Source organism: Caballeronia grimmiae (assembly GCF_022879615.1).
GTDB classification, from domain to species: Bacteria; Pseudomonadota; Gammaproteobacteria; order Burkholderiales; family Burkholderiaceae; genus Caballeronia; species Caballeronia grimmiae.
This window is the reverse complement of record NZ_CP084274.1, coordinates 270,371-292,948: the sequence shown is the minus strand read 5'-3', so window position 1 is coordinate 292,948 and position 22,578 is coordinate 270,371. Positions and strand designations below refer to the sequence as shown.

The following is a 22,578-nucleotide window of genomic DNA, read 5'->3' as shown; positions in this document are numbered from 1 at the left end:
AGCGCCGTTGTCTTGTAGCTGATTTCATGCTGGCGTCACGTTTGCGCATCGACGCCCTCCGCGATCCGGCTTGACCGAGCGTAAGCCGCACAGGTATCGCCTTGTACAAAGGCGCGCCATTTTGCGGTTCGAATCGCGTGCATCTGCGCGGCGTGTGCCATCGATACTCGCGCCTTCAAGAAGCAACAACTACCGCGATCCTGTTTGCGCTCGTTGAAGCGGTCGAAGTCAGAAGAAACCGCTTCGATCCAATCGCGCGCCTCGGCTGCAATACCGACCGATTCGTGCCAGTAGCAAAAACGGTCGTCGAGCGCCGCCTTCGCCATGCTCGCAACGATGGCCGGCTCGACATGAACGTGCTCCGAACCAGGCGGCAGCGATCCGAGCGACGATTACACCATCGACATCGAATCCTCGGCGGTCACCGCGATTGCGGGCCACTCGCCTGTACTTCGAGCGAGACACGGCAGGATAGCCGGCCCCATCCCCGTCCCCCAAGCCAGCGCATCGCCGCCCTCCGCCATCCAGCCGACGGAGAAGGCAGCAACGCGCCAAGCCAAACACCCCTTAACGCCCACCCGGCAACGCATAAGCGATCACGTAATCCCCGAGCTTGGTATTGAACGACCCATGCCCGCCCGCCGCGATCAGCACGTACTGCTTGCCATTGGCCTCGTACGTCATCGGCGTGGCCTGTCCGCCCGCCGGCAGCCGGGCGTGCCACAGCTCCTTGCCCGTATCCGTGCTGAACGCGCGGATATAGTCGTCCGCCGTCGCGCCGATGAAAAACACGCGCCCCGCCGTCGTCATCGGCCCGCCCAGCATCGGCATGCCCATCTTGAACGGCAGCGGAATCGGCGATGAATCGCGCGTCGTGCCGATGCGCTTCTTCCAGATCACCTTGTGCGTATCCAGATCGAGCGCCGACACGTAGCCCCATGCAGGCTGCTTGCACGGCAGGTTCAACGGCGACAGGAACGGATTCAGCGTGACGCCGAACGGCACGCCGTATTGCGGCTGAATGCCGACTTCCGTGCCCGTGCCGGCCCGCCCCGCCTGAGGCGGCTCCATCGGATTGTCCGGCCCGCGCGGAACGAGCCGCGACACGAACGGCAACGCAATCGGGTTCGCAATCGCGATCCGTCGATCCGTATCGACGGCCAGCCCGCCCCACTCGAACATGCCGAGATTGCCGGGGAACACGAGCGTGCCCTGTTCCGACGGCGGCGTGAACGGCCCCTCATACCGTAGCCGATGGAAGATCACGCGGCACACGAGCTGGTCGTACATCGTCGCGCCCCACATGTCGGCGCCGGTCAGGTTCTTCTGCGGCCGGTAGGTCAGTTCCGAGAACGGCTGCGTCGGCGAAAGCCGGTCGCCCTTCGCCGGACCCTGCGGCACCGCCTGTTCGGGCGCGGGGATGATCGGCTTGCCGGTGCGGCGGTCCAGCACGAAGATGTTGCCTGTCTTGGCAGGCGCGTAAATGGCCGGAACGATGTTGCCGTTGGCATCCTTGATATCCGCGATGGTCGGTTGCGCCGGCAGGTCCATGTCCCACAGGTCGTGATGCACGGTCTGATAGAACCACGCGAGCTTGCCCGTCGTCGCGTTGAGCGCGAGCAGACCGCTCGCGTACCGTTCCTGTTCCGGCGTGCGGTTGCCGCCCCAGATGTCCGGCGTCGTTACGCCCATCGGCAGATAAACGAGATCGAGCTGCGCATCGTAGGCGGCGGGCGCCCATGAGTTCGGCGAGTTGAACGTGTAGGCATGCTGATCGTCGGGAATCGCGTTGGGATTCGCCGCGCCCGGATCGAAGGCCCACAGCAGCTTGCCGCTGTCCACGTCGAAGCCGCGAATCACGCCCGACGGTTCACGCGTGCCGTAATTGTCCGTCACCGCGCCCGCCACGACGATCACCTTCGACGTCACGACTGGCGGCGATGTCGGCTCGTACTGGCCCGGCGTCTTGACCGGCTGCAAATGCTGAAGGTCCAGCACGCCGTTGACCGCGAAGCCGGCGCAGCGCTGGCCGGTGGCGGCATCGAGTTCGAAGAGGCGGCCATCGTTGACGGGCAGGATGATGCGGCGCGCGCACATCGGCAGTGAAGCGGCCTTGTTCGCCTGGCGCGCCTGTGCGGCGACCGGCGTCTCATAGTAGGAGACGCCCCGGCAGGTCACGTGCTGAAAGCTCGGGTCCGGCTTCAGTTCCGGATTGAAGCGCCATTTCTCCTTGCCGGTCGCGCCGTCCAGCGCGATCGCGTTCTGATGCGGCGTGCAGAAGAACAGCGTGCCATCGACCGCGAGCGGCGTGACTTCATCGGTGATTTCGACGGGATCGTTCGGGCCTTTCATGTCGCCGGTGCGAAAGCTCCACGCTTCCTTGAGATCGCCGACGTTCTTGTCGTCGATCTGCGCAAGCGGCGAGTAGCGTGTGCCGCCCTGCGAGTTGCCATAAGCGAGCCAGTCGCCCGGACGGCCAGCCGTGGCGGCGGGCGGGCCCGATCCCTGACGCGCGAACGAACCGTTGATCTCTTGCGGATCGTTGAACACCGCATACACGAGCGCGATGCCCGTCAGCACGAGCGCCGCCGCAATTGCAAGCCCGCCTCGGCGAACCGGGCTCGCATACAGGCGATACGTGAACGGCAGCAGCAGCCATATGCCGACGATCACGAGCACGTCGAGACGCGGCGCGAGCGCCCAGAAATCGAAGCCTGCTTCGGCGATCGCCCATATCAGCGTGCCGAAAAGCAGCAGCGCATAGACGAGGAGCGCCGTTGGATTGCGCCGCATGATGAGCCATGCGACCGCCAGCATGAGCAGGCCCGCAATGACGTAATAGGGCGATCCGCCGATCGCGACGAGCCATATGCCGACGCCGCCAAGATACAGGCCCGATAGCGCGAGGAACGCGATGGTAAGCCACTTGACGATCGGCGACGGCGAGCCGGTAGACGGCCGCGCCGGCGGGGAGTTCGTATTCATTCACACACCTCTGTTTGCAACTAGGAGTAATGGATCATGCGGCCAGTGTGAAGCGTCGCATGCGAATGGATACGCATGCGACGCGAGCAGGCGGACGACAAGCGTAACGCGTTGGCAAAGCATTCGCCAAAGCGGGACGTGAGTCGATACCGGCGCCCATCAAGCACTTGACGTGCCACCGCCGTTGTTCGCTCCCGGCGCGAGGATATTCGGCAGCACCGGGTTCTCCGGCTGAGTGTAACGCTGCTCGACAGCCTTTCGGATTCCTTCAAAACTTTCAGCGGCCGAAAGCGCTTCGTCGGCTTCTACCTCGCGCGCTTCGTCGGCGAGCGTGGCATCGCCGATGACGTCGCGGAACCACGTCGAATAATCGCCCTGGCGCAAATGAAAGAGCCAGGTGTCCTCATCGACGCCTTCCGCGATTTCGAGGAACAGCACGAGATTGTGTGCGCGCAAGTTGAGCTTGTCCTCGGGGCCGCGGAAATAGAAGCTGCGCTCCGGAATCAGCATGCCCTCCGCATACTTGCGCACGTGCCGCCGGCGCTGCGTCTTCGCCGGCTCGATTCGCACGACGATCGGGGCGCCCCAGTGTCCCTCGCGATCGCGACGCCACACGAGCGCCTCGCCTGTCTCGATCGCATCGGGAAGTTCGGCGGGTTCGTCGATGCCCGCTGCCTGCGCGAACTCCTGCAGCGTTTCCTGCGCACCCGGACCGGCGCCGATGAACACCGTCACGCGGTCGAGCAGCCGCGCCGAAAGCTGATTCGGATGCACGGTCGCGAACAGCGCGGGCGCGAGCTGGTCGGGCAGCGTTTCATCGGCGGCGTTGATGCTCGCGGGAAAGAAGTGATGCGCTTCGTCGAAGATCATCCAGTGCGGACGCCCGGTGAGCGCGCGCGTCTTCTGCATGTGCGCGAGCACGGTCGCGCAATAGGTCGGCCGCTCCGCGAACGACACGCGCATCAGGTTGACGACGACCGACTGGCTCGGCTGATGGATGAGCCGCGTGACATCATCGGCTTTCGGGGCGGTTTCCGCGTCGCCGATGGGAAGCGCATCTTCGAGGTTGTCGAAGTCGCCTTCGGGATCGAGCGCGCAGAACTGATAACCCGACTCCGACAACCGCTCCATCAATCCGGTGATGAGCGTGGATTTGCCGCCGCCGGATTGCCCCGCGATCAGCGCGACGGTGTCTTGCGGCGCGAGCGTTTCTGTTTCGCCGCTTTTCTCGCGTTGGCCGCCTTGCGCCTTCACGCGCTCGCCGAGCACGAGATGACGTCGCGTGAGATGTTCGCAAGCGCTGGCGAGATCGTCTTCGAGGATCGCTTCGATCAGCTCCGTCACGCCGGCGCCGCATTCGCGATCCAGCACGATATCGGCGTGCGCTTTCAGCGCATCGATCGCGTTGCCGACGGCGGCCGATATCTCGCACGCATCGAGCAGCGCGTGATCGTTCTGCGCATCGCCGACGCCCACCGCATTGCGCGGCGACAGCGCCATCTTGTCGAGCGCCGCAAGCAGGCCGCTCGCCTTGCTGACGCCGGGCGCGAGGACCATCACCGCGTCGCCGTTATAGACGACATGCAAATCGAGACCAAGATCGCGGATCGCGGCGTGGGCCTGCTCATCGTAGGGCTTCACGGTCGCGACGAGCGTCTGGCTCACGCCGAGATGCCGCACGCCGCTGGCCTTCATCGCCTCTACGAACTCGGGCGGCGGCGGCGGCGCGAGCAGCGTGCGCTCACGCGTCGCCGGTGAGTAGATCACGCCGCCGTTCTCCGCGACGATCAGCGAGAAGCGATCGACGCGATCGCATAGCGTGAGCAGATCGTCGAGTTCACGGCCCGTCACGAGCACCATATGACGCCCGGACGCGCGCAGCCGGTCGACGGCTTCCCACGTCGCATCGCTCACGCGGCCTTCTTCGGCGAGCGTGTTGTCGTAATCGCTGGCAAGCACCATGCATCGCATAGCGGTATCCCTCGGTTAAGCGTCGTGCGCCACCAGATGCGGCGGCACCCGACGGGCGGCGCGCGCATCGAGCAGGCGCCGATAAACATCGACGTAATCGCCCGCCATGCGCTCGGCCGTGAAGCGCCGCTCGAAACTTTCGCGGCAGCGGCGGCGATTGATTTGCGGCAGGCGCGCGACGGCCTCGACCGCTTCGTCCTCGTTACGCACGACGAAGCCGTTCACGCCATCTTCGATGATCTCCGGCACCGAGCCGCGCCCGAATGCGATCACCGGCGTGCCGCAGGCAAGCGCCTCGATCATCACGAGCCCGAACGGCTCCGGCCAGTCGATCGGAAACAGCAATGCGCGCGCATGGCCGATGAGCCGGCTCTTGCCGGTATCGTCCTGTTCGCCCGCATACTCGATGAGCGGCGCCTGCACGAGCGGCGCGACGGCGCGTTCGAAATACGGGCGATCGGCTTCGTCCACCTTCGCGGCGATGCGAAGCGGCACGTTTGCACGGCGCGCGATGCGGATCGCGGCATCCGGTCCCTTGGCCGGCGCGATCCTGCCGACGAACGCGAGATGCTCGCCCGCGCGTTCATGGAAGCGGTACAGCGTGGCGGGCAAGCCGTGATGGACCGTGCCCGCCCACGAAAGCCACGGCAGCGGCGCGCGCTGCGCATCCGAGACGGAGACGAGCGGAATGTCCGCGAAGCGCCGATACATCGGCTCGAGACCGGGCACGTCGAGCCGCCAGTGCAGGGTCGTGACATGCGCGCATTGCATCCGCCGCGCGAACGGAAAACTCTGGTAGTCCGTATGAAAATGGACGATGTCGAACTGCTTCGACGCAGCGACGACATCTTCGAGCATAGCGAAGTGAAAGGCTTGCGGGTCGGCGGTGTCTTCGACGAGCCGCACCGCGCAATCGCTTCCCGCGACCAGCTTCGCGCTCGTGCGTGAATCCGCGCTCGCGAACAGCGTGACATCGTGGCCCGCCTTCACGAGTTCCTCGCTGAGATAGGACACGATCCGCTCGATGCCGCCATAACGCTGCGGCGGCACGCTCTCATATAACGTCGATACCTGGGCGATGCGCATGACTATTCGATGAAAGGACGATCGATGCGATGCATTCCCTATGCCTGTAGCGCGCCGGTGTCGAGATCGGCGGCGTCGGCATTCGCAGCCGGAGCGGGCGCGTGAGATTCGATCAGATCGCGATAGACCGCGAGATAATCGCGCGCCATCCGCTCGGCGCAGAAGCGCTGCTCGAAGGTCCTGCGGCAGCGCGCGCGATCGACCGCGCCGATATCGCGTACCGCCTGCACGGCTTCATCGACATCGTCGACGATGAAGCCGCTCACGCCATGCTCGATCACCTCCGGCACCGCGCCGCGCCTGAACGCGATGACCGGCGTGCCCGACGCCATCGCTTCGATCATCACGAGGCCGAACGGCTCTTCCCAGTCGATCGGAAAAACGAGCGCACGTGCATGCGCGAACAACGCGCGCCGCGCTTCGCCGCCGACTTCGCCGAGATATTCGACGAACGATTGCGACGCTTCGAGCAACGGGCAGATTTGCTCCTTGAAGTACGCACGCTCACCCGGATGTACGGCGGCGGCGATCTTTAGCGGCAACCCGGCGCGGCGTGCGATCTCGATTGCGCGATCGATGCGCTTCTCGGGCATCACGCGTCCGACAAAGAGCAGATAGTCGCCGCCTTTCTGCGAGTAACGCATTTCGTCGAGTGCGAGACCGTGATGAATGGTCGCGCGCCAGTTCGCGTCGGGCATTTCGCTGCGCTGACTATCGGAGATGGCGACGAGCGGCGCATCGCTGAAGGTATCGAAGAGCGGGCCGTGATCGGCGGGGAGCAGGCGGCCATGCATCGTCGTGATGGATGGACATGCGAGCAGGCGCTGCATCGGCAGATGCAAAGGCTCGGTATGAAAGTGGATTACATCGAATTGCGATGAACGTTTGATGACCGCATCGAGCTGGCGCAAGTGATGACTCGTCGTATCCCATACGCGTTCGTCGCGCCATAACGCAGTCGGCGTGCCGATGTGCAGACGGGCGCGCGTGCGCGAATCGCCGGTGGCGAACAGCGTGACGTCGTGCCCGAGAGCGACGAGTGCTTCGGTCAGGTAAGAGATGATCCGCTCGGTGGCGCCATATGCGATAGGAGGGACGCTCTCGTAGAGCGGTGCGACCTGTGCGATTTTCATCGATGGATTCCAGTGTCGGCCACGCCAATGCATGGTTTGTGTCGTTCGATGCGCTCAATGAGCAATCTGCGGGCCGACGATCGCTGCGCGGCGTATGACGGCATGCCGCATGCTCATTCGATGTCCATCCACGATTCAACGGAGAACGTCATGACCCAGGTTGCTGAAGTAATGACATGCGGCGTGCAAAGCATCGCGCCGAGCGACACCATTCGCCGCGCGGCCGAACTGATGGACGAACTCAACGTCGGAGCGCTGCCGGTATGCGAGGGCGAGCGGCTGAAGGCGCTCATCACGGACCGGGATATCGTCGTGCGTGCGGTATCGGCGGGCAAGGACTCGTCGTGCACGGTGCAGGAAATCGCGAGCGAGCCGGTGGAGTGGTGCCGGGAGAGTGACGAGATCGAATCCGCCATGCAGAGGATGGAGCAGTTGCAGATCCGGCGAATGCCTGTCGTGGACAGCGAGGAGAAACTCGTCGGCATGCTCGCGCTGGGCGATATCGCGGTCTACTCGGACGGCGAAGTGTCATCGACGATACAGGCAATCTCCACGCCGTCCGTGCCCGACCGGTAGCACGCGCAAGTCAGACCGGATTGCCGTCTTCCGGCGTCTTCAGGCGGTCGCTCTCGCTTTGCGTGCCGGGCGGCGTGCCGGGCTTGTCGTCGGGCGTCGCGTCAGGCGCGCGGTCCTCGGTCGGGCCGCGTAGCGGCGCATCCGCTGGATTGGTCGGGATGTTCTCGGTATGGCCGGGAACCGGTTGACCTTCGATGTGATCTTGCTGGTTCATCGCGCGTGCCTCGTCTGTGTGAGCAGTGTCCTGGCCTCATCGAGCAAGCGATGTTCCGATCCGTGGCACGCCGGTTGCTCGCTTCGCTGGCTCGTCCTTCGCCTCCTTCTCTCTCCTATATGCGTCCAACACGATCCAGCGCTTCCTCATCGCCCCCACTTCTTGCCGGCATCGCGGCCGCATCCATCGGCATCGCGGCGTGGGCCGCGTGGCGGGGACGACGCGCCGAACGGGAGCATCCGCCCATCGGTCAGTTCATCGACGTCGACGGCGTGCGCCTTCATTACATCGATGAAGGCGAAGGCCCCACGGTGCTGCTCGTGCACGGCAATCTCGTCACGCTGCAGGACTTCATCGCGAGCGGGCTGGTCGCGCGCCTGTCTAAGCGTCATCGTGTGATTGCGTTCGATCGTCCGGGCTTCGGCTTCAGCACGCGCCCGCGCGATCGCGTCTGGACGCCGCAGGAGCAGGCTGCGCTCTTTCAACACGCGCTCAGGCGCATGGGCCTGACGAGCGCGGTCGTGGTCGGGCAATCGCTCGGCTGCCTCATCGCACTGGCAATGGCCATCGAGCCGCGCATCGAGATTCGCGGGCTGACGCTCATCTCGGGCTATTACTATCCGACCGCGCGATACGACGTTCTGCTCACCGCGCCCGCTGCGATTCCCGTGGTCGGCGACGTCATTCGCTACACCGTGTCGCCCGTCATGGGACGCCTGTTGCTCGACCAGAACGTGCGTGCGATGTTCGCGCCCTCCGACGTGCCGCCCGATTTCGGTCATTACGTGCAGCGCCAGATCGTGCTTCGTCCGTCGCAGATGCGGGCCATCGGCGAGGATGCGGCGTGCATGGTGCCGGCGGCGAGTGCGTTGTCGAAGCACTATCGAGCGGTGGATATCCCCGTGCGCATTTTCGCGGGCGAAGACGATGTCGTGGTCGATCCGCAAGCGCATTCCAGCCGTCTTGCGCGGGACATTCCGCAGAGCGTGCTGTCGGTGATCCGGCATGGCGGGCACATGGTTCATTACGATGATGCCGGCCGCATCGGCGATGCGGTCGAGGCGATGGCGATCGGCTGATGCGCGAGCCGCTCAGAGCCACGCGGTAAGCATCGGCACGACGAGCGGCACGAGTATCGACGTCAGTATTCCGTTCAGCCCCATGCCGAGGCCGGCGAACGCGCCCATTTGCTGACTGACCTGAAACGCCCGCGCCGTGCCGATGCCATGCGATGCCACGCCGAGCGCGAAGCCGCGCGCTTCCGGTTCTGTCACACGCAGCGCGTTGAGGATCACGCGTGCGAACGCCGCGCCGAAGATGCCGGTCGATATCACGAGCACCGCGGTCAACGATGGAATGCCGCCGATAGACGTGGCGACGGCCATCGCGATAGGCGTCGTCGCGGACTTCGGCGCAAGCGAGGCGATCGTTTGCTTCGATGCGCCGAGCCACGATGCGATCGCGACAGCGGACACGATCGCCGTCATCGACCCGGCAACGAGCGCCACCATCAATGGCGCGGCGAGCTTGCGCAGATTCCCCAGTTGCCGATAAAGCGGCAAGGCCAGCGCAACCGTTGCGGGTCCCAGCAGAAAGTGCACGAACTGTGCGCCTTCAAAGTAAGTCGGATACGGCGTGCGGCTGATCTGCAAGACGGCCACCAGAATGGCGACGGCGATCAACACCGGGTTCGCCAGCGGATTGAACTGGCAGCGCGCGTAAATCCACTGCGCGATGAGATACGCGAAAAGCGTGATCGTCAACCCAAGCAGCGGCGATGCGGCGAGATAGACCCATATCGCATTGATTTGCGGGAACGCGGTCATCGCGCGCTCCCTTCACGATGACGCTGCATCAGCGCGCGCATGACGAGCGCGGTCACGGCGATGCCGAGCGTCGTGCTGACGATGATGGCGAGCACGATCGCCATCAGATTGCCGCGCAACGCGCTCGCCGACACCATGATGCCGACGCCTGCCGGCACGAACAGCAACGAGAGATGGCGCAGCAATTCGTTCGCGGTAGGTTCGATTGCATCGGCGGCGCGCGGACGCGCCATCAGAAACACGAGCAGCAGCAACATGCCGACGACCGGGCCGGGCACCGGAAGCCGGAAGAGATACGAAAGGCCCTCGCCGAGACATTGGAAGAGCAGCAGCACGGCCAGTGAGAGAAGCATCGCAAGTCCTGTATTCATTGTTCCGGGCGGCAAGTCGCGCGAGCAAATCATAGTCCAGCCGACGATTGCACGGAATGCTCCTAGAATGAAGAAGCCGCTGGCATCGGCGGCCACGATTCGCACGATAAGTCGAAGGACTCAGGAGACAACGATGACGCCTCGCAATGCAGCAGGACTCGTCACAGTCGTGGTGGCCGGCATCGTCGCCGGCTGCGGCGGCTCCGATCATCACGATGCTTACAACGACGCACCGAAGGTCATCATCGATTCCGACTTCAACACGATGGGCGACGACGGACAGCTCTTCGCAATGACAACGCAGTTGATGGGGCAGGGCAAGGTCAACCTGCTGGGACTCTGTGTTGTCACCGGCAACGACTGGCTGCTGCAGGAACAGGCGGATGCGCTGAAGGCCGTCGAGCGCATGGGCGTGCAGGACAAGGTCGGCGTGTATGCCGGCGCGAATTATCCGCTGCAATACGACGTCGCGAGCATTCGCGCGCAGCAGGCCGCGAATCCGAACGGCTATTTCGGCGCGTGGATGCGTCCGGAGCCGACGCAGTCGTCGCAATTGACGGCGCCGCCCGACGGCTTCGCGCAATCGACGACGCTCAAGGCCGAAGCCGCCGCGGATTTCATGATCGATACGATCAAGCGCTATCCGAATCAGGTGACCATCATCGAAGTCGGACCGCCGACGAATCTCGCGACAGCCGTGAAGAAAGCGCCGGAGATCGTGCCGCTCATCAAGGAGATCGTGTATATGGGCGGCGCGATGAACGTGCCCGGCAATGCGAATGCAGTGGGCGAACTGAACTGGTGGTTCGATCCGGTGGCGGTGCGCACGCTGTTGCAAACCACCATTCCGCAGCGGGTGATTCCACTCGACGTGACGAATACAGTTCCATTAACGGAGAGCGTTTATAACCAGATCGTCAATCCGCCGACGGGACAGACGCCGGTCACGCAGGCTTATGCCATCGCGAATGCGGGCGCATTTGCGAGCAATACGAATATCTACGACACGCTGACCATCGGATATTTTCTCGATCCCACGTATGCCAAAGAGACGCAGAGCGCCTACCTCGATATCGATACGACGCCTGGCGAAGATCAGGGGCATGTGCGTGTGTATCCCGACGCGCCGGCACCCGGCGCGTCGCCGCAGAAAATCACCTACGTCACGCGGTATGACAACGACCGCTTCTTTAATTTCTACGTGGGCTTGCTAACGAGTCCGGTGCCGGTGAAGTTCCAGTGACGGCTCAGTCCATTCGGGCTTTCGGCGCTATCGCGGGCGTGACCGGTTCGACGGTTCTTTTGATGGCGTTGCCGAGCGCGCTGCGATAGACGTCGAGATAGGCGTTGACCATCGAGTCGGGGCTGAAGGTATCGGCGTGCTTGCGCAGCCTGTCGTGCACGGACGGTTCCTTCAGCAACTCGATGGCCTCGCGAATCTTTTCGATCAGCGTGTGCGGACGCTCCATGTCGAAGACGAGATTGGAGCGCGGCTCGATCACTTCCGGAATGCCGCCGCGATTTGCACCGACGACCGGCAAGCCATACGAATAGGCCTCCACGATCACGCGGCCGAACGGCTCATGCCAGATGGACGGCACGATCAGAATGTCGATGCTGCGAAGAAAGTCCTCGGGCTTCACGTGACCGAGAAACTGCACGCGCGGGTCGTCGTATTTGCGCTTCAGGCCGTCGATGTAATCCGGGTCGCCCTTGCCGCCGAAGACGAGCGTCCAGTCGAGCGTGTTGTCGGCGGCGAGCTGTTCGAGCACGACTTCCGAGCCTTTGTCTCGCGCGACGCGGCCAAGCACGCCAAGACGGACAGGGCCGCCCTGGTAGCGTGGCTTCATGTGCGTAACGGCGTCCTGGCTTGGGACATAGCAATTGTTGATGACAGCCGTGCGTGTCGCTTCAGGAAAGTAGCCGCTGTTCAGATGTTTTTGCAGCACGAAGCGGCTGACGCCCACGGCGACCTGAACGCGCGTCGACGCAGCCTTTTTCGGCGCGGAATACAACGCGCATGAACCGCACTGCCGTTTGCAGGGCTCGACGTCGGAGAACATCGTCGTCGCCGGGCACATCAGATAGTAGTCGCGTGCGGTATGAACGATCGGCACGCCGGCGGCACGCGCAGCGCGCCAAACATCGACGGACAGACATGCGAGATTGCTCGTATGAATAATGTCCGGCTTTTCCCGCGCGATGATCTCGCGCAGCTTGCGCGACATGACGACATTGACGACGTCGATGGCATGCCAGATGAACCTGGCGACACGCGAGCGCTTCTTGGGCGCATGTGGCCAATAGAGATTGGCCGAGCGCAGACGATAAACCTTGACCCCGTTGAATTCGGTGACGCTATCGTTGCCTGTTCCCGTTGCACAGGCGACGCACACGTCCATGCCTGCCCTGACGAGCCCCTCGGCGAGCAGTTGCGTCGATACCTCAGCTCCGCCGATTTTGTCCGGATAGTACAACGTGTTGACGATGAGTATTTTCACGGCGTTTGAAGTAGTGTCGTCGTCCTACGATAAGGCACCCTCGCTGTCGGCCCGAGACAGTTACCAGAAGGCAAGGGGTGCACCGCTGCAGCCATCTCGGATTTGAAGCACAACATGACAGCGCAGTTGCGGCATCGCTCCAGCCGGTAAGCAGGAGTTTAGGATAAGCCAAAATGCTTGAGAAGGCGCAAAGCGAAACGTAAGCAAATGCAATGCTAGCTTTGGATCGATCCGTTGTGAATCAAGCTGGATTAATAACGCGATTCGTCTGCAAATATTGCCGGGTTAGTGTCGGCGTAATGAATAAGTTACGTGTGCTTCTCGCGGTTCTTCCATACGTCATGAATCTCGTTTGAGTGTAGTCGCGACGAAGGGTTCACATACGGCGGGGTGGCTGGCTATTCGTCAGTTGGTAAGTCGGGGTGTGCAGACGCTGAAGCCGTGCTCCAGTTCGACAATGCTACGAGCGGAAGGCAATTCGTGTGTCCGTGTCGTCGAATGGTAGCAACGGTCGGAGGACGGCGTGTATCAGCTGCACGATGCCGTGGCCTTCTCGCCCAGGCAAGCGAATTCGCGGCGGTGTCGCGAGCAGCTTCCTCAACGGGAAGCAAAAGCAACGGCCACAGTTAGGAGCGTCCAAACGACGCTTCGTTAGCATCGGACCAGATATTACGATGTACTACCTATCTGAAGAACGTGACCGTGTGCCGAAAGGCAATTGGTCAGCTCTGAAGAAGCATCCGAGCGACGTGCGATAACTCCCGGGCGTCTTTATCAGCCATCGTAGCCACGTCACTTAGAGATACGCCATGACTGTGGCCTGGTCTTAACGCGTTTCGTGCGGTGCACGTGCATTGACGCGACGTACTCACGGCCTTCGCGTCTCCTACAACGGTGCTTCACTACTCGCTCTGCCTTCTGCTTGGGGGTGTCGCCGTTCGTTTGGTGACGCGCGCGATTACGCTGTAAAACCATGAGTGCGTCGAGCATGAGGCGACGAACCTGTTGTTCCTGTTCTGGTTGCGTAGAATTGCGCGTCACGTGCAGGGCGGTCAGGGTCTCGAAAATCTGACGAAGGTACCAGACTGACGCGCAGCCATCACTGCAACGCGTCTGAATAACGGCATCGCATAAACGGGATGACCGACGACCCCATCTAGTCACTAAAATGATCATCGATGCCCCGCCGATCTCGCGTATTTGATTAACGAGCTACGTTATTTGCGAAGGCTTTACGGCGCGGCATCGCCGAACTGGGCGGCAAAAGCACCTCAAGAAGCCGCCCCAAACGCGAACAGCGCCCGCCCTCGCCCAAAAAACCATTGCCCCCCACCAAACCTTCATGGTAGAAGCACCGCTGCATCCGCGTCCCCAACCGGCGCGAACCGTAGCACTAACAAGGCAGCAAAAGGAGCAAACGTGAGAAGGACCGCCGAAAACAAGTTGAAGGTGGTCGCGGTACGTGTCGAGCCGGCGATCGAACAGCGATTGCGGCTATTGGCAGAAGTAACGGGACACAAGCAGTCGTTTTTCCTGCAGCAGATGATCGAGCGCGGCATCGCTCAGATGGAAGAAACGTGGTTGCCGCCGGACATGCTCGAGCAGGCGCGCGGTGGCTCATTGCAGCGCAGGCAGCCCGCAAGCGACGCCACGCCCGACCTCTTCAGCAACCTGGCGGACTAACAGGTCACCCACGGCCACCGCACTTGCTAAACCTTTCGAACCCCTAACGTCGCGACAGCCGACACACCCGCACATCCGCCGGGAATTTGTCTTGCTAATGCACCGTCAAGACGAAAATATGCCCCACAGCGTGTGGAAACGCGCTCCGGTTCCCACTAAGCGTCTGCTACGCTCGTTCAACGAGGAGCGGCGCTTTACCAGCCGCTTAATACAAGCAAAATCGGCAGGCAAGTCTTTTGGTTTCGTTTTGTTGGTTGCCGCACGGTCGGGGCATCGGCGGCTTGGGACGATTTCGAGTCCACCGCACCGGTGAACGACGTCAGGCGCTCGCTAACGAAACGGGGCTTGAGCTACGACCAAGATTACAAGATTAGTCACACGGAGAATACCGGATGTCGCTTTCGAAACGGCTCTTTGACAGCGCAAAGGTGTGGTTGCCGGACGATGTGTTCCTGAGCTTCGTTCATCGCAGGCGCATTGGGCGATTCCCGAATCTGCGGCGTCCCCTGACGTTCAACGAGCAGATCCTTCGGCGCTGTCTGCACCCCGATCCGCGCTATGTCGACTTGAGCGACAAGCTCGCGGTCCGCGACTACATCGCAAGAAAAATCGGCCCGCAATATCTGATTCCATTGCTCGCTGCCCCATCGGTCTTCACGAAGACTGTCTTCGACGAACTGCCTAACGCCTTCGTGATGAAAGCCAATCACGGCAGCGGTTTCGTCAAGGTGGTCCGCGACAAATCGACGACGTCCTTCGAGGAACTGTCGCAACTCGCGCAATCGTGGCTATCGACGGACTTTTATCGCATCGCACGGGAGCGGCACTATCGCGCGATCAAGCCGCGCATCTTCTTCGAAGAGCTGCTACTCGACGATACCGGCACCGTTCCGCCCGATCTCAAGTTCCACGTCTTCAACGAGAAGTCCGGCAAGCAGACGATCTACGTCCTCGTGATATCGGATCGCTTCGGCGAAACGCCGCACGGCGACACCTTCGATGCAAACTGGAACCTGCAGAACATTCGCTTCGGCCATTACAAGCCGAGCGACAAGCCCGTGCCGCGTCCCGCGAATCTGGATGCGTTGCTGAAGACGGCCGGTGAACTCGCAAGAGACTTCGAGTACGTGCGCGTCGATCTGTACTCGCTGAGAGAACATATTTATTTCGGTGAGCTTACTTTTACGCCGGGCGCGGGAGTTTTGCGGATGTCCCCCGATAGCGTCGATTACGAATGGGGCCGCATGCTCGAAACGATCCGCCAGGAGTGGGCCACCGAGAAAGCCTGATCACGGTAGCGCATCAAACATCGGCATCAAGCATCGGCATCAAACATCGGCATCAAGCATCGGCATCACGCTTCGCGAGACATAGATCGATGAACCTTTGCACCGGCTGCGGCAGCGTCGCGCCCCGCCGCGTCGCGATGCCATACGGCGGCCCGCGCCGGTCGATCGTGATCGGCAGCACGGCAACCAGCCCGTGTTCCTCGAAGTAGCGCGCCACCTTCATCGGCACGAGGCCGACCGTCCCGCTTCCCGAGCGCAGCAACGACAAGGTCGCAAATGTCGATGACGTTTCTATCGCATAGCGCGGAAACGGCAACTGCCTGTCGTCGAAGAGCTGTTCGAGCAAGGAACGCATCGGCAGCGCGGCTTGCGGCACGATCCACGGATTGCCGGTCAGATCGGCAAGCTCGATGCGCTCCACCTTCGCAAGCGGGTCCGCGCCGTCCACGACAAAGCACACTTCCTCCGCTTCGAGCGGCACGAAGTCGTAAGCATCGGGATGCACGCTGATGCTCGGCCGGCCGATAACGAGATCGAGCAGGCGCTGATCGAGCATCGACAAAAGCCGCGCGCTGTTGTCCTCCCACACTTCCACCGATATATCCGGCTGCACTTCTCGCAATGAGCGCAGGATCGGCGTCAGCCACACGGGCATGCTGCCCATGACCGCGCCGATCGCAAGCGTCCCGCCGCCGCCACGCATGATCGCCGCGAGTTCATCGCGCAACGCGCCGATCTCCGATCGCACCGCACGCGCATGGCGGATCACGCAGCGCCCGAGCTCATTCGCGACGATGCCGCGCGGCGAGCGCGCGAACAGTTCTGCGCCGAACATCGCTTCGATTTCGCGCAGGGATTTCGTCGTCGCGGGCTGAGAAAGCGAGACCTGCTGCGCCGCACGGCGAAGCGAGCCGTGATCGTCGAGCGCGATCAACAGCGCCACATGGTTCCCGCGCAAGCGCCGCAGGATCGCGTCGATACTGGTTATCACCGATATAACTCCACTGATTCACCTGATCGGAACGTTTCATTATCTGGCCGGGCGATGTCTCTCTACACTGAGTCCGTCGATGCCCGATGCCTTCAGTGCGGCAGATCATAGCCGCAACGCGCATGGCGCTCAAACAGCACAACGTACATGGAGAGACGCAATTGAAACGAATCGGTATCGATGTCGGCGGCACCTTCACCGACGTCGTCATGGTGGATGACGAAACGGGCCGCATCTGGTCGACCAAGGTTCCCACGACGCCGAAGGATCGCGTCGTCGGCACCGTGGAAGGCTTTCGCAAGATTCTCGAACTGTCGGGGACGGCGAGCGCGGACGTATCGTTCCTCGGACACGGCACGACGATGGCGACCAACATGGTCGTCGAAGGCACCGGCGCCAAAACCGCGCTCGTCACCACGCACGGCTTTCGCGACATCCTCGAACTGCGCCGCGTCTCGCGCCACGACCGCGCCGACCTCTACGATCTGCTCTTCGATAACCCGCGCCCGCTCGTCGAGCGCCGCTGGCGGCTCGAAGTGACCGAGCGCATGCGTTATGACGGCATCGTCGCCACGCCGCTCGATCACGCGGAACTCGAACGCATCGCCGCGCAGATTCGCGAATCGGATGTCGAAGCCGTCGCCGTCTGCCTGTTGCACGCGCACGTGAATCCGCAGCACGAACGCGAGGCCGTCGATGCGCTGCGCCGCCTGTTGCCGGACCGCTTCATTTGCGCATCGCACGAAGTCAATCCGGAAGCGATGGAGTACGAGCGCGCCAGCTCCACCGTCATCAACGCGATGCTCGGCCCCGTTTGCGGCCGCTATATCGGCCGGCTCATCAATGCGCTCGCGCAACTGGGCTTCGCCGGCAAGTTCCTGTTCATGCAATCGAACGGCGGCCTCGCGAGCCCGGCGATGGTCGCGGACCGGCCCATCGTGCTGCTCGAATCAGGACCGGCGGGCGGCGTGTCGGCGGCGATCCGCAACTGCGAGAAGAGCGAACTGAAGAACGCGATTCTCGGCGACATGGGCGGCACCACGTTCGATGTCTCGCTGATCCGCGACTTCCGCCCCGAACTGCGCAACAAGAGCGTGCTGCATACGTACACGGTGCGCTCGCCGAGCATCGATATCGATTCGGTCGGCGCGGGCGGAGGCTCCATCGTGTGGATCGATGCGGGCGGCGGCGTGCGGATCGGGCCGGAAAGCGCGGGAGCCGATCCCGGCCCCGCGTGCTACGGGCGCGGCGGCACGCGCCCGACCGTCACCGACTGCAATCTCGTCCTCGGCTATATCGATCCGGACAGCTTCCTCGGCGGCGAATTCAAGCTCGATGCGAAGGCCGCGTGGCGTGTCGTCGAGGAAGTGATCGCGAAGCCGCTCGGTCTTTCCGTGCCCGAAGCGGCGCAAGTGGTGCGCTCGGTGGCGAACGCGCTGATGGCGCAGGCCATTCGCATCATGACCGTCGAGCGCGGCTACGATCCGCGCGAGTTCAGCTACATCTGCTACGGCGGCGCGGGCCCGGTCCACGCGGTCGATCTCGCGCAGGAAATGGGGATTCGCCGCGTCGTGATTCCGCCGCTGCCGGGACTGTTCAGCGCGTTCGGCATGACCGTCGCCGATCAGCAATACGACTATCAGCGTCCCCTTGAAAGCGATCTCGCGAAGATCGACGACGCCACGCTGAACCGTGCGCTCGACGATCTGCGCGCGCAAGGCATGGAAGAACTCCAGCGTCATGGCGTCGATGCGGAAGGCGTGAAGGTCGTGCGTCTCGCGGATTGCCGCTACGCCGGCCAGCCCGATGTCATCACCGTCGAAGTGCAGGACGGAGCCGAAGGCGTCTGCAGTGCGCTCGCGGCGAACTTCGAGGCGGCGCATCTGCGGCAATGGAACTTCGTCAGCAAGGACAAGCCGGTTGTCGTCGCCAACGTGCGGCTGCAACTCGTCACGTCGACCGGCTGGCGCGGCAGCGCGGCGCAACGCAACGGCGGCGCGATGCCCGCACCGACCCGCACGCGCGACGTGTATTTCGACGGCAACGTCCGCACGTTGCCCGTGTTCGCCCGCACGGAGATTCCGGTGGGCGCGGCGATCGAAGGGCCGGCCGTGATCGAAGAGCACAGCAGTTGCGCGGTGCTGAAGGCGTCGCACGTCGCGCGCGTCGATCGTGATCTCAACCTCGTCATCGAACTGGCAGCCTGATTCATGGACATCGTTACCTACGAAATCATCCGCAGCAGTCTCTTCGCCGTTGCGCGCGAAATGAAAATCGCGATGATGCGCACCGCGGGCAGCCCGCTGATGCACGCAAGCGGCGATTCCTCCGCCGCGATCTTCGACGCCGACATGCAGCTCGTCGCTCAGGGCAACGACATCCCGACGATGCTCGGCTCGGCCGTCATCTCGACGCGCGTATCGGTGGAAGCCGTGGGCCGGGAGAACTTGCGCCCCGGCGATGTCATCGTCAGCAACGACGCGTATGTCGGCGGCGGCAATCACCAGCCGGACGTGCAGTTCACGCGCCCCGTGTTCGCGGACGGCAAGATCGTCGCGTTCGTGATGACGCGCGGCCACTGGACCGATATCGGCGGGCAGTCGCCCGGCAGCTATACCGTCACGACCTGGGACATCTTCGCGGAAGGCATCCGCATTCCGCCGGTGCTGCTGTATCGCAACGACGAGCCGGTGAAGGACATGCTGAACCTGCTCACGAAGAACAGCCGCAACGCGCACGAACTGCTGCTCGACATTCAGGCGCAATACGCGGGCACCTTCGTCGGCGACAGGCGCATCGGCGAACTCGTCGCGAAATATGGCGCACACGCGCTCGCCGAAGTGATGAGCCAGAGCCTCGATCATTCGGAGAAGCTGATCCGCGCGGAGATCGCGCGCATTCCCGACGGCGTCTACGAAGCGGAAGAGTATCTCGATCCGATCGAAGCGCCCGGCTGGAAACAGGAGCGGCCGCTTCTCAAGGTGAAGGTGACGGTCGAAGGCGATCACATCACCTTCGATTACACCGGCACCGGTCCGCAAGTGCGCGGCGGCATCAATTGCCCGCTTTCCGTAACCTGCAACAGCACGTGGTTCACCGTGAAGGCGCTGACCGATCCGGCGATCCAGATCAACCAGGGCTGCTATCGCCCGGTGACGATCATCGCGCCCGAAGGCAGCGTGCTCAATTGCCAGTACCCGGCCTCGGTTGTGTCGGGCAATACGGAGACGTCGCCGCGCGTGATCGACCTGCTACTGAAGGCGCTCGCGCCCGCCGTGCCGGAACGCATCACGGGCCAAAGCAATTGCGCGTCGTGCGCGGGCATTTTCAGCGGACGCGACACCGACGCGGCGCGCGTCGCGCAGACGGGTCAGGCCTTCGTCACGATGCACGACGTCCATGCGGGCGGCATGGGCGCGCGCGCCGAGAAGGACGGCGTGAGCGGCGTGCGCGTGTATGTCGGCAATGCGGGCAGCCAGTCGATCGAGATGATCGAAGCGACCTCGCCGCTCGTCGTCGAAGAATGGTCGCTCGTCACCGATAGCGGCGGCGCGGGCCGCCGGCGGGGCGGGCTAACGTCGCGGCGCGTGTATCGCATCGAATACGACGAAGCGACGTTCACGGTATCCGGCGAACGCGGCCGCTCCGCGCCCGAAGGCCACTTCGGCGGATTGCCGGGCACGCGCTTCCAGTGCACGGTGCAGCGTGCGGACGGCAGCGAGCAGAAAGTGGCCGCGAAGGGCGGGCAGACCGTGGTGTATCGCGGCGATCGCGTGACGGTGCAGCCCGCGGGCAGCGGCGGATATGGCGATCCCGCGACGCGCGAACGCGAACGCGTGGCCGCCGATATCGCCGATGGCTACATCAGCGCAGGCGCCGCGCACCGCTTCTACGGCTACGGCGAGACCGTCGCCCACGACGAACCCGCGCTCGCGGTGACCGCCGAATGAGCACGCGCGACGACATGGCAAAGCCGTTGCCGCTCGAAGGCGTGTGCGTGGTCGAGATTGGCCACAGCCTCGCCGCGCCGTATGCGGGCATGATCCTCGGCTCGCTCGGCGCGACGGTCATCAAGATCGAAAGCGCGGACGGCGGCGACTATGCGCGCGACTGGGGCCCGCCGTTCATCGACGGCGCGGCGGCGCTCTTTCATGCGGTGAATCACGGCAAGTCGAGCATCGCGATGTCGCTGTCGAATCCGGATGAAGGCGATGCGCTTCGCGCGCTCATCCGCACCCGCGCCGATGTCGTGCTGCAAAACCTGAAGGCGGGCGGCACCGAGAAGTATGGTCTCGGCGCCGACGAAATGCTGCGCATGAAACCGTCGCTCGTGTACTGCAATCTCGGCGCGTTCGGGACGTCGGGGCCGCTGCGTGACAAGCCCGGCTACGATCCGCTCGTGCAGGCGCTGTCGGGTCTCATGAGCTTTCTCGGGCAACCGGGCGAGCCGCCGAGCCGCATCCCCGTTTCGGTGAACGACATGGGCACCGGACTGTGGGCCGCCATCGGCGTGCTGGCCGCGCTGTTCCGGCGGCAGCACACGGGCGAGGGCGAAGTGGTCTCGGTATCGCTGTACGAGACGGCGATCAGCTGGGCTGGCATTCAGATCGCCGACTATCTCGCATCGGGCGTGCTGCCGGGACGCTGGGGCTCCGGCACGGCCGCGATCGTGCCGCATCAGGCGTTCGAATGCGCGGACGGCACGATCATGGTCGCAGCTGGCAACGACCGCCTGTTCCGCCGGCTGTGCGACGTGCTCGCGGTCCCCGCGCTCGCCGCCGATGCGCGCTTCGCCACCAACGGCGCGCGCGTGCAGAACCGCGTCGAGCTGATCGACCTGTTGCACGCCGAGTTCCGCAAGGCGGGCAGCGCGCACTGGCTCGCCGCGCTCGACGCGGCCGGCATTCCGAGCGGCCCGCTGCAGACAATCGATCAGGTCGTCGCGCACGAACAGACGAAGGCGCTGGACCTGCTGCGCACCACCGACGATGGCGCCGCAACGGTCGTCGGCGTGCCGATCTCATTCGGCGGCGCGCGGCCCGCGCACGTCGGACGCACGCCCCGGCTCGGCGAACACAATCATCTGCTGGCCAAGACGCCACTGGAGACACCTTGAAACTGGCAAAGCAACTCGGCCACGCGCCGCTCGAAACGCTGCAGCTCGAAGAAATCGATCAGCAGATCCTGGTCGTGACGCTCAACCGTCCGGCCGTATCGAACGCGATCAGCACGGCGATGGGCCATGAGATCATCCGCGTGTTCGGCGCGCTGGAGGCCGATCCGTCGCTGTATCGCTGCGTGATCCTGACGGGTGCGGGCGATCGGGCATTCTGCGGCGGCGCGGACCTGAAGCAGCGCGAAGGCATGACCGATGAAGACTTCGGCGTGCAGCACTATCTCTTCGAGCGCATGAACCGCGCGATCACGTACTGCCCGCTGCCGCTGATTTGCGCGGCGAACGGATCGGCGGTGGCGGGCGGACTGGAACTGCTGCTCGCGTGCGACTTCGCCTACGCCGCGAAGGATGCGGTCTTCGGCTTCACCGAAGTCAAGCGCGGCATCATGCCGGGCGGCGGCGGCACGCAGCAGTTGCCGCGCACCATCGGCACGCGGCGCGCGAAAGAACTGATCTTCCGCGGCGCGCGCTTTACCGCCGATGAAGCGCTCGCGTGGGGCGTCGTCAACCGGCTGTGCGAACGCGGCCGCGTGCTCGCCGATGCGATCGAAGCCGCACGCGACATCTGCACGAGCGCGCCGCTTTCCGTCGCGCAGGCGAAGAAGGCCATCGACCTCGGCATTCAGGGCGATCTGCGCACGGGCCTCTATGTCGAGATCGAGGCGTACAACCGCCTCATTCCGACGGCGGACAGGCAGGAAGGCATCAGCGCCTACAACGAGAAGCGCACGCCCGCGTTCAAGGGCCGCTGACCGCCGATGTCCACGTGCAGCACG

19 protein-coding genes are annotated in these 22,578 nt (G+C 63.5%); 9 read left to right on the top strand and 10 right to left on the bottom strand.

Translation table 11 applies throughout. From position 1 onward, the window contains the following. Window positions 1–35: 35 nt before the first annotated feature. The 5 genes from LDZ21_RS24745 to LDZ21_RS24725 form a co-directional block, all read right to left on the bottom strand. Window positions 36–326, bottom strand: a complete 291-nt coding sequence (locus LDZ21_RS24745; RefSeq protein WP_244797265.1) for a hypothetical protein — start codon at window positions 324–326, stop codon at window positions 36–38. Window positions 327–567: 241 nt separating this feature from the next. After that, window positions 568–2,985, bottom strand: a complete 2,418-nt coding sequence (locus tag LDZ21_RS24740; protein WP_244797264.1) for a glucose/quinate/shikimate family membrane-bound PQQ-dependent dehydrogenase — start codon at window positions 2,983–2,985, stop codon at window positions 568–570. Between the two features lie 159 nt (window positions 2,986–3,144). Continuing rightward, complete coding sequence (locus tag LDZ21_RS24735) at window positions 3,145–4,956, bottom strand: HAD family hydrolase (protein WP_244797263.1); 1,812 nt, start codon at window positions 4,954–4,956, stop codon at window positions 3,145–3,147. A gap of 15 nt (window positions 4,957–4,971) precedes the next feature. Beyond that, entirely contained in the window at window positions 4,972–6,042 is a 1,071-nt protein-coding gene (locus tag LDZ21_RS24730) for a glycosyltransferase family 4 protein (RefSeq protein ID WP_244797262.1), read from the bottom strand. 38 nt (window positions 6,043–6,080) lie between these two features. After that, window positions 6,081–7,175 (bottom strand): glycosyltransferase family 4 protein, encoded by a 1,095-nt coding sequence (locus LDZ21_RS24725; protein WP_244797261.1) that lies wholly within the window; start codon window positions 7,173–7,175, stop codon window positions 6,081–6,083. Window positions 7,176–7,325: 150 nt separating this feature from the next. Here LDZ21_RS24725 and LDZ21_RS24720 point away from each other — a divergent pair, with 150 nt between their 5' ends. Further along, window positions 7,326–7,751, top strand: a complete 426-nt coding sequence (locus LDZ21_RS24720; RefSeq protein WP_244797291.1) for a CBS domain-containing protein — start codon at window positions 7,326–7,328, stop codon at window positions 7,749–7,751. 10 nt (window positions 7,752–7,761) lie between these two features. On the opposite strand, the gene LDZ21_RS24715 is transcribed toward LDZ21_RS24720, so the two are convergent. Next, the gene (locus LDZ21_RS24715) at window positions 7,762–7,965 is read right to left on the bottom strand and encodes an MARCKS-like protein (RefSeq protein ID WP_244797260.1); all 204 of its coding nucleotides are present in this window, start codon (window positions 7,963–7,965) and stop codon (window positions 7,762–7,764) included. Window positions 7,966–8,015: 50 nt separating this feature from the next. On the opposite strand from LDZ21_RS24715, the gene LDZ21_RS24710 reads away from it, so the two are divergent. Further along, window positions 8,016–9,044: an alpha/beta fold hydrolase gene (locus LDZ21_RS24710; protein WP_244797259.1), complete on the top strand. Its 1,029-nt coding sequence runs from the start codon at window positions 8,016–8,018 to the stop codon at window positions 9,042–9,044. Window positions 9,045–9,056: 12 nt separating this feature from the next. Here LDZ21_RS24710 and LDZ21_RS24705 read toward each other — a convergent pair whose 3' ends face one another. Beyond that, window positions 9,057–9,791 (bottom strand): LrgB family protein, encoded by a 735-nt coding sequence (locus LDZ21_RS24705; protein WP_244797258.1) that lies wholly within the window; start codon window positions 9,789–9,791, stop codon window positions 9,057–9,059. Beyond that, entirely contained in the window at window positions 9,788–10,144 is a 357-nt protein-coding gene (locus LDZ21_RS24700) for a CidA/LrgA family protein (RefSeq protein WP_244797257.1), read from the bottom strand. Before LDZ21_RS24700 ends, LDZ21_RS24705 begins: the two co-directional genes overlap by 4 nt. Window positions 10,145–10,295: 151 nt before the next feature. Here LDZ21_RS24700 and LDZ21_RS24695 point away from each other — a divergent pair, with 151 nt between their 5' ends. Beyond that, on the top strand, window positions 10,296–11,405 hold the full coding sequence (locus tag LDZ21_RS24695; protein WP_244797256.1) for a nucleoside hydrolase: 1,110 nt from the start codon (window positions 10,296–10,298) through the stop codon (window positions 11,403–11,405). Between the two features lie 4 nt (window positions 11,406–11,409). On the opposite strand, the gene LDZ21_RS24690 is transcribed toward LDZ21_RS24695, so the two are convergent. Beyond that, window positions 11,410–12,663: a glycosyltransferase family 4 protein gene (locus LDZ21_RS24690; protein WP_244797255.1), complete on the bottom strand. Its 1,254-nt coding sequence runs from the start codon at window positions 12,661–12,663 to the stop codon at window positions 11,410–11,412. 1,419 nt (window positions 12,664–14,082) lie between these two features. Between LDZ21_RS24690 and LDZ21_RS24685 the strand changes: the two genes are divergently transcribed. Together LDZ21_RS24685 and LDZ21_RS24680 are read left to right on the top strand one after the other, a co-directional pair. Further along, window positions 14,083–14,346, top strand: coding sequence for a YlcI/YnfO family protein (locus LDZ21_RS24685; protein ID WP_035962481.1), 264 nt, complete (start codon window positions 14,083–14,085; stop codon window positions 14,344–14,346). A gap of 392 nt (window positions 14,347–14,738) precedes the next feature. After that, window positions 14,739–15,635, top strand: a complete 897-nt coding sequence (locus tag LDZ21_RS24680) for an ATP-grasp fold amidoligase family protein (protein WP_052005683.1) — start codon at window positions 14,739–14,741, stop codon at window positions 15,633–15,635. Window positions 15,636–15,687: 52 nt separating this feature from the next. On the opposite strand, the gene LDZ21_RS24675 is transcribed toward LDZ21_RS24680, so the two are convergent. Further along, the gene (locus LDZ21_RS24675; protein WP_244797254.1) at window positions 15,688–16,626 is read right to left on the bottom strand and encodes a LysR family transcriptional regulator; all 939 of its coding nucleotides are present in this window, start codon (window positions 16,624–16,626) and stop codon (window positions 15,688–15,690) included. 161 nt (window positions 16,627–16,787) lie between these two features. Here LDZ21_RS24675 and LDZ21_RS24670 point away from each other — a divergent pair, with 161 nt between their 5' ends. The 4 genes from LDZ21_RS24670 to LDZ21_RS24655 are packed head-to-tail and all read left to right on the top strand — an operon-like array spanning window position 16,788 to window position 22,554. Continuing rightward, window positions 16,788–18,833: a hydantoinase/oxoprolinase family protein gene (locus LDZ21_RS24670; RefSeq protein ID WP_244797253.1), complete on the top strand. Its 2,046-nt coding sequence runs from the start codon at window positions 16,788–16,790 to the stop codon at window positions 18,831–18,833. Between the two features lie 3 nt (window positions 18,834–18,836). Next, a complete protein-coding gene (locus LDZ21_RS24665) occupies window positions 18,837–20,576 on the top strand; it encodes a hydantoinase B/oxoprolinase family protein (RefSeq protein WP_244797252.1) in 1,740 nt (579 codons plus the stop codon). Further along, window positions 20,573–21,742 carry a CaiB/BaiF CoA transferase family protein gene (locus tag LDZ21_RS24660; RefSeq protein ID WP_244797251.1) on the top strand — a complete coding sequence of 390 codons (1,170 nt, stop codon included), beginning with the start codon at window positions 20,573–20,575 and terminating at the stop codon, window positions 21,740–21,742. The genes LDZ21_RS24665 and LDZ21_RS24660 overlap by 4 nt, the downstream gene beginning before the upstream one ends. Beyond that, entirely contained in the window at window positions 21,739–22,554 is an 816-nt protein-coding gene (locus LDZ21_RS24655; RefSeq protein ID WP_244797250.1) for an enoyl-CoA hydratase-related protein, read from the top strand. The genes LDZ21_RS24660 and LDZ21_RS24655 overlap by 4 nt, the downstream gene beginning before the upstream one ends. The last annotated feature ends 24 nt before the right edge of the window (window positions 22,555–22,578 follow it).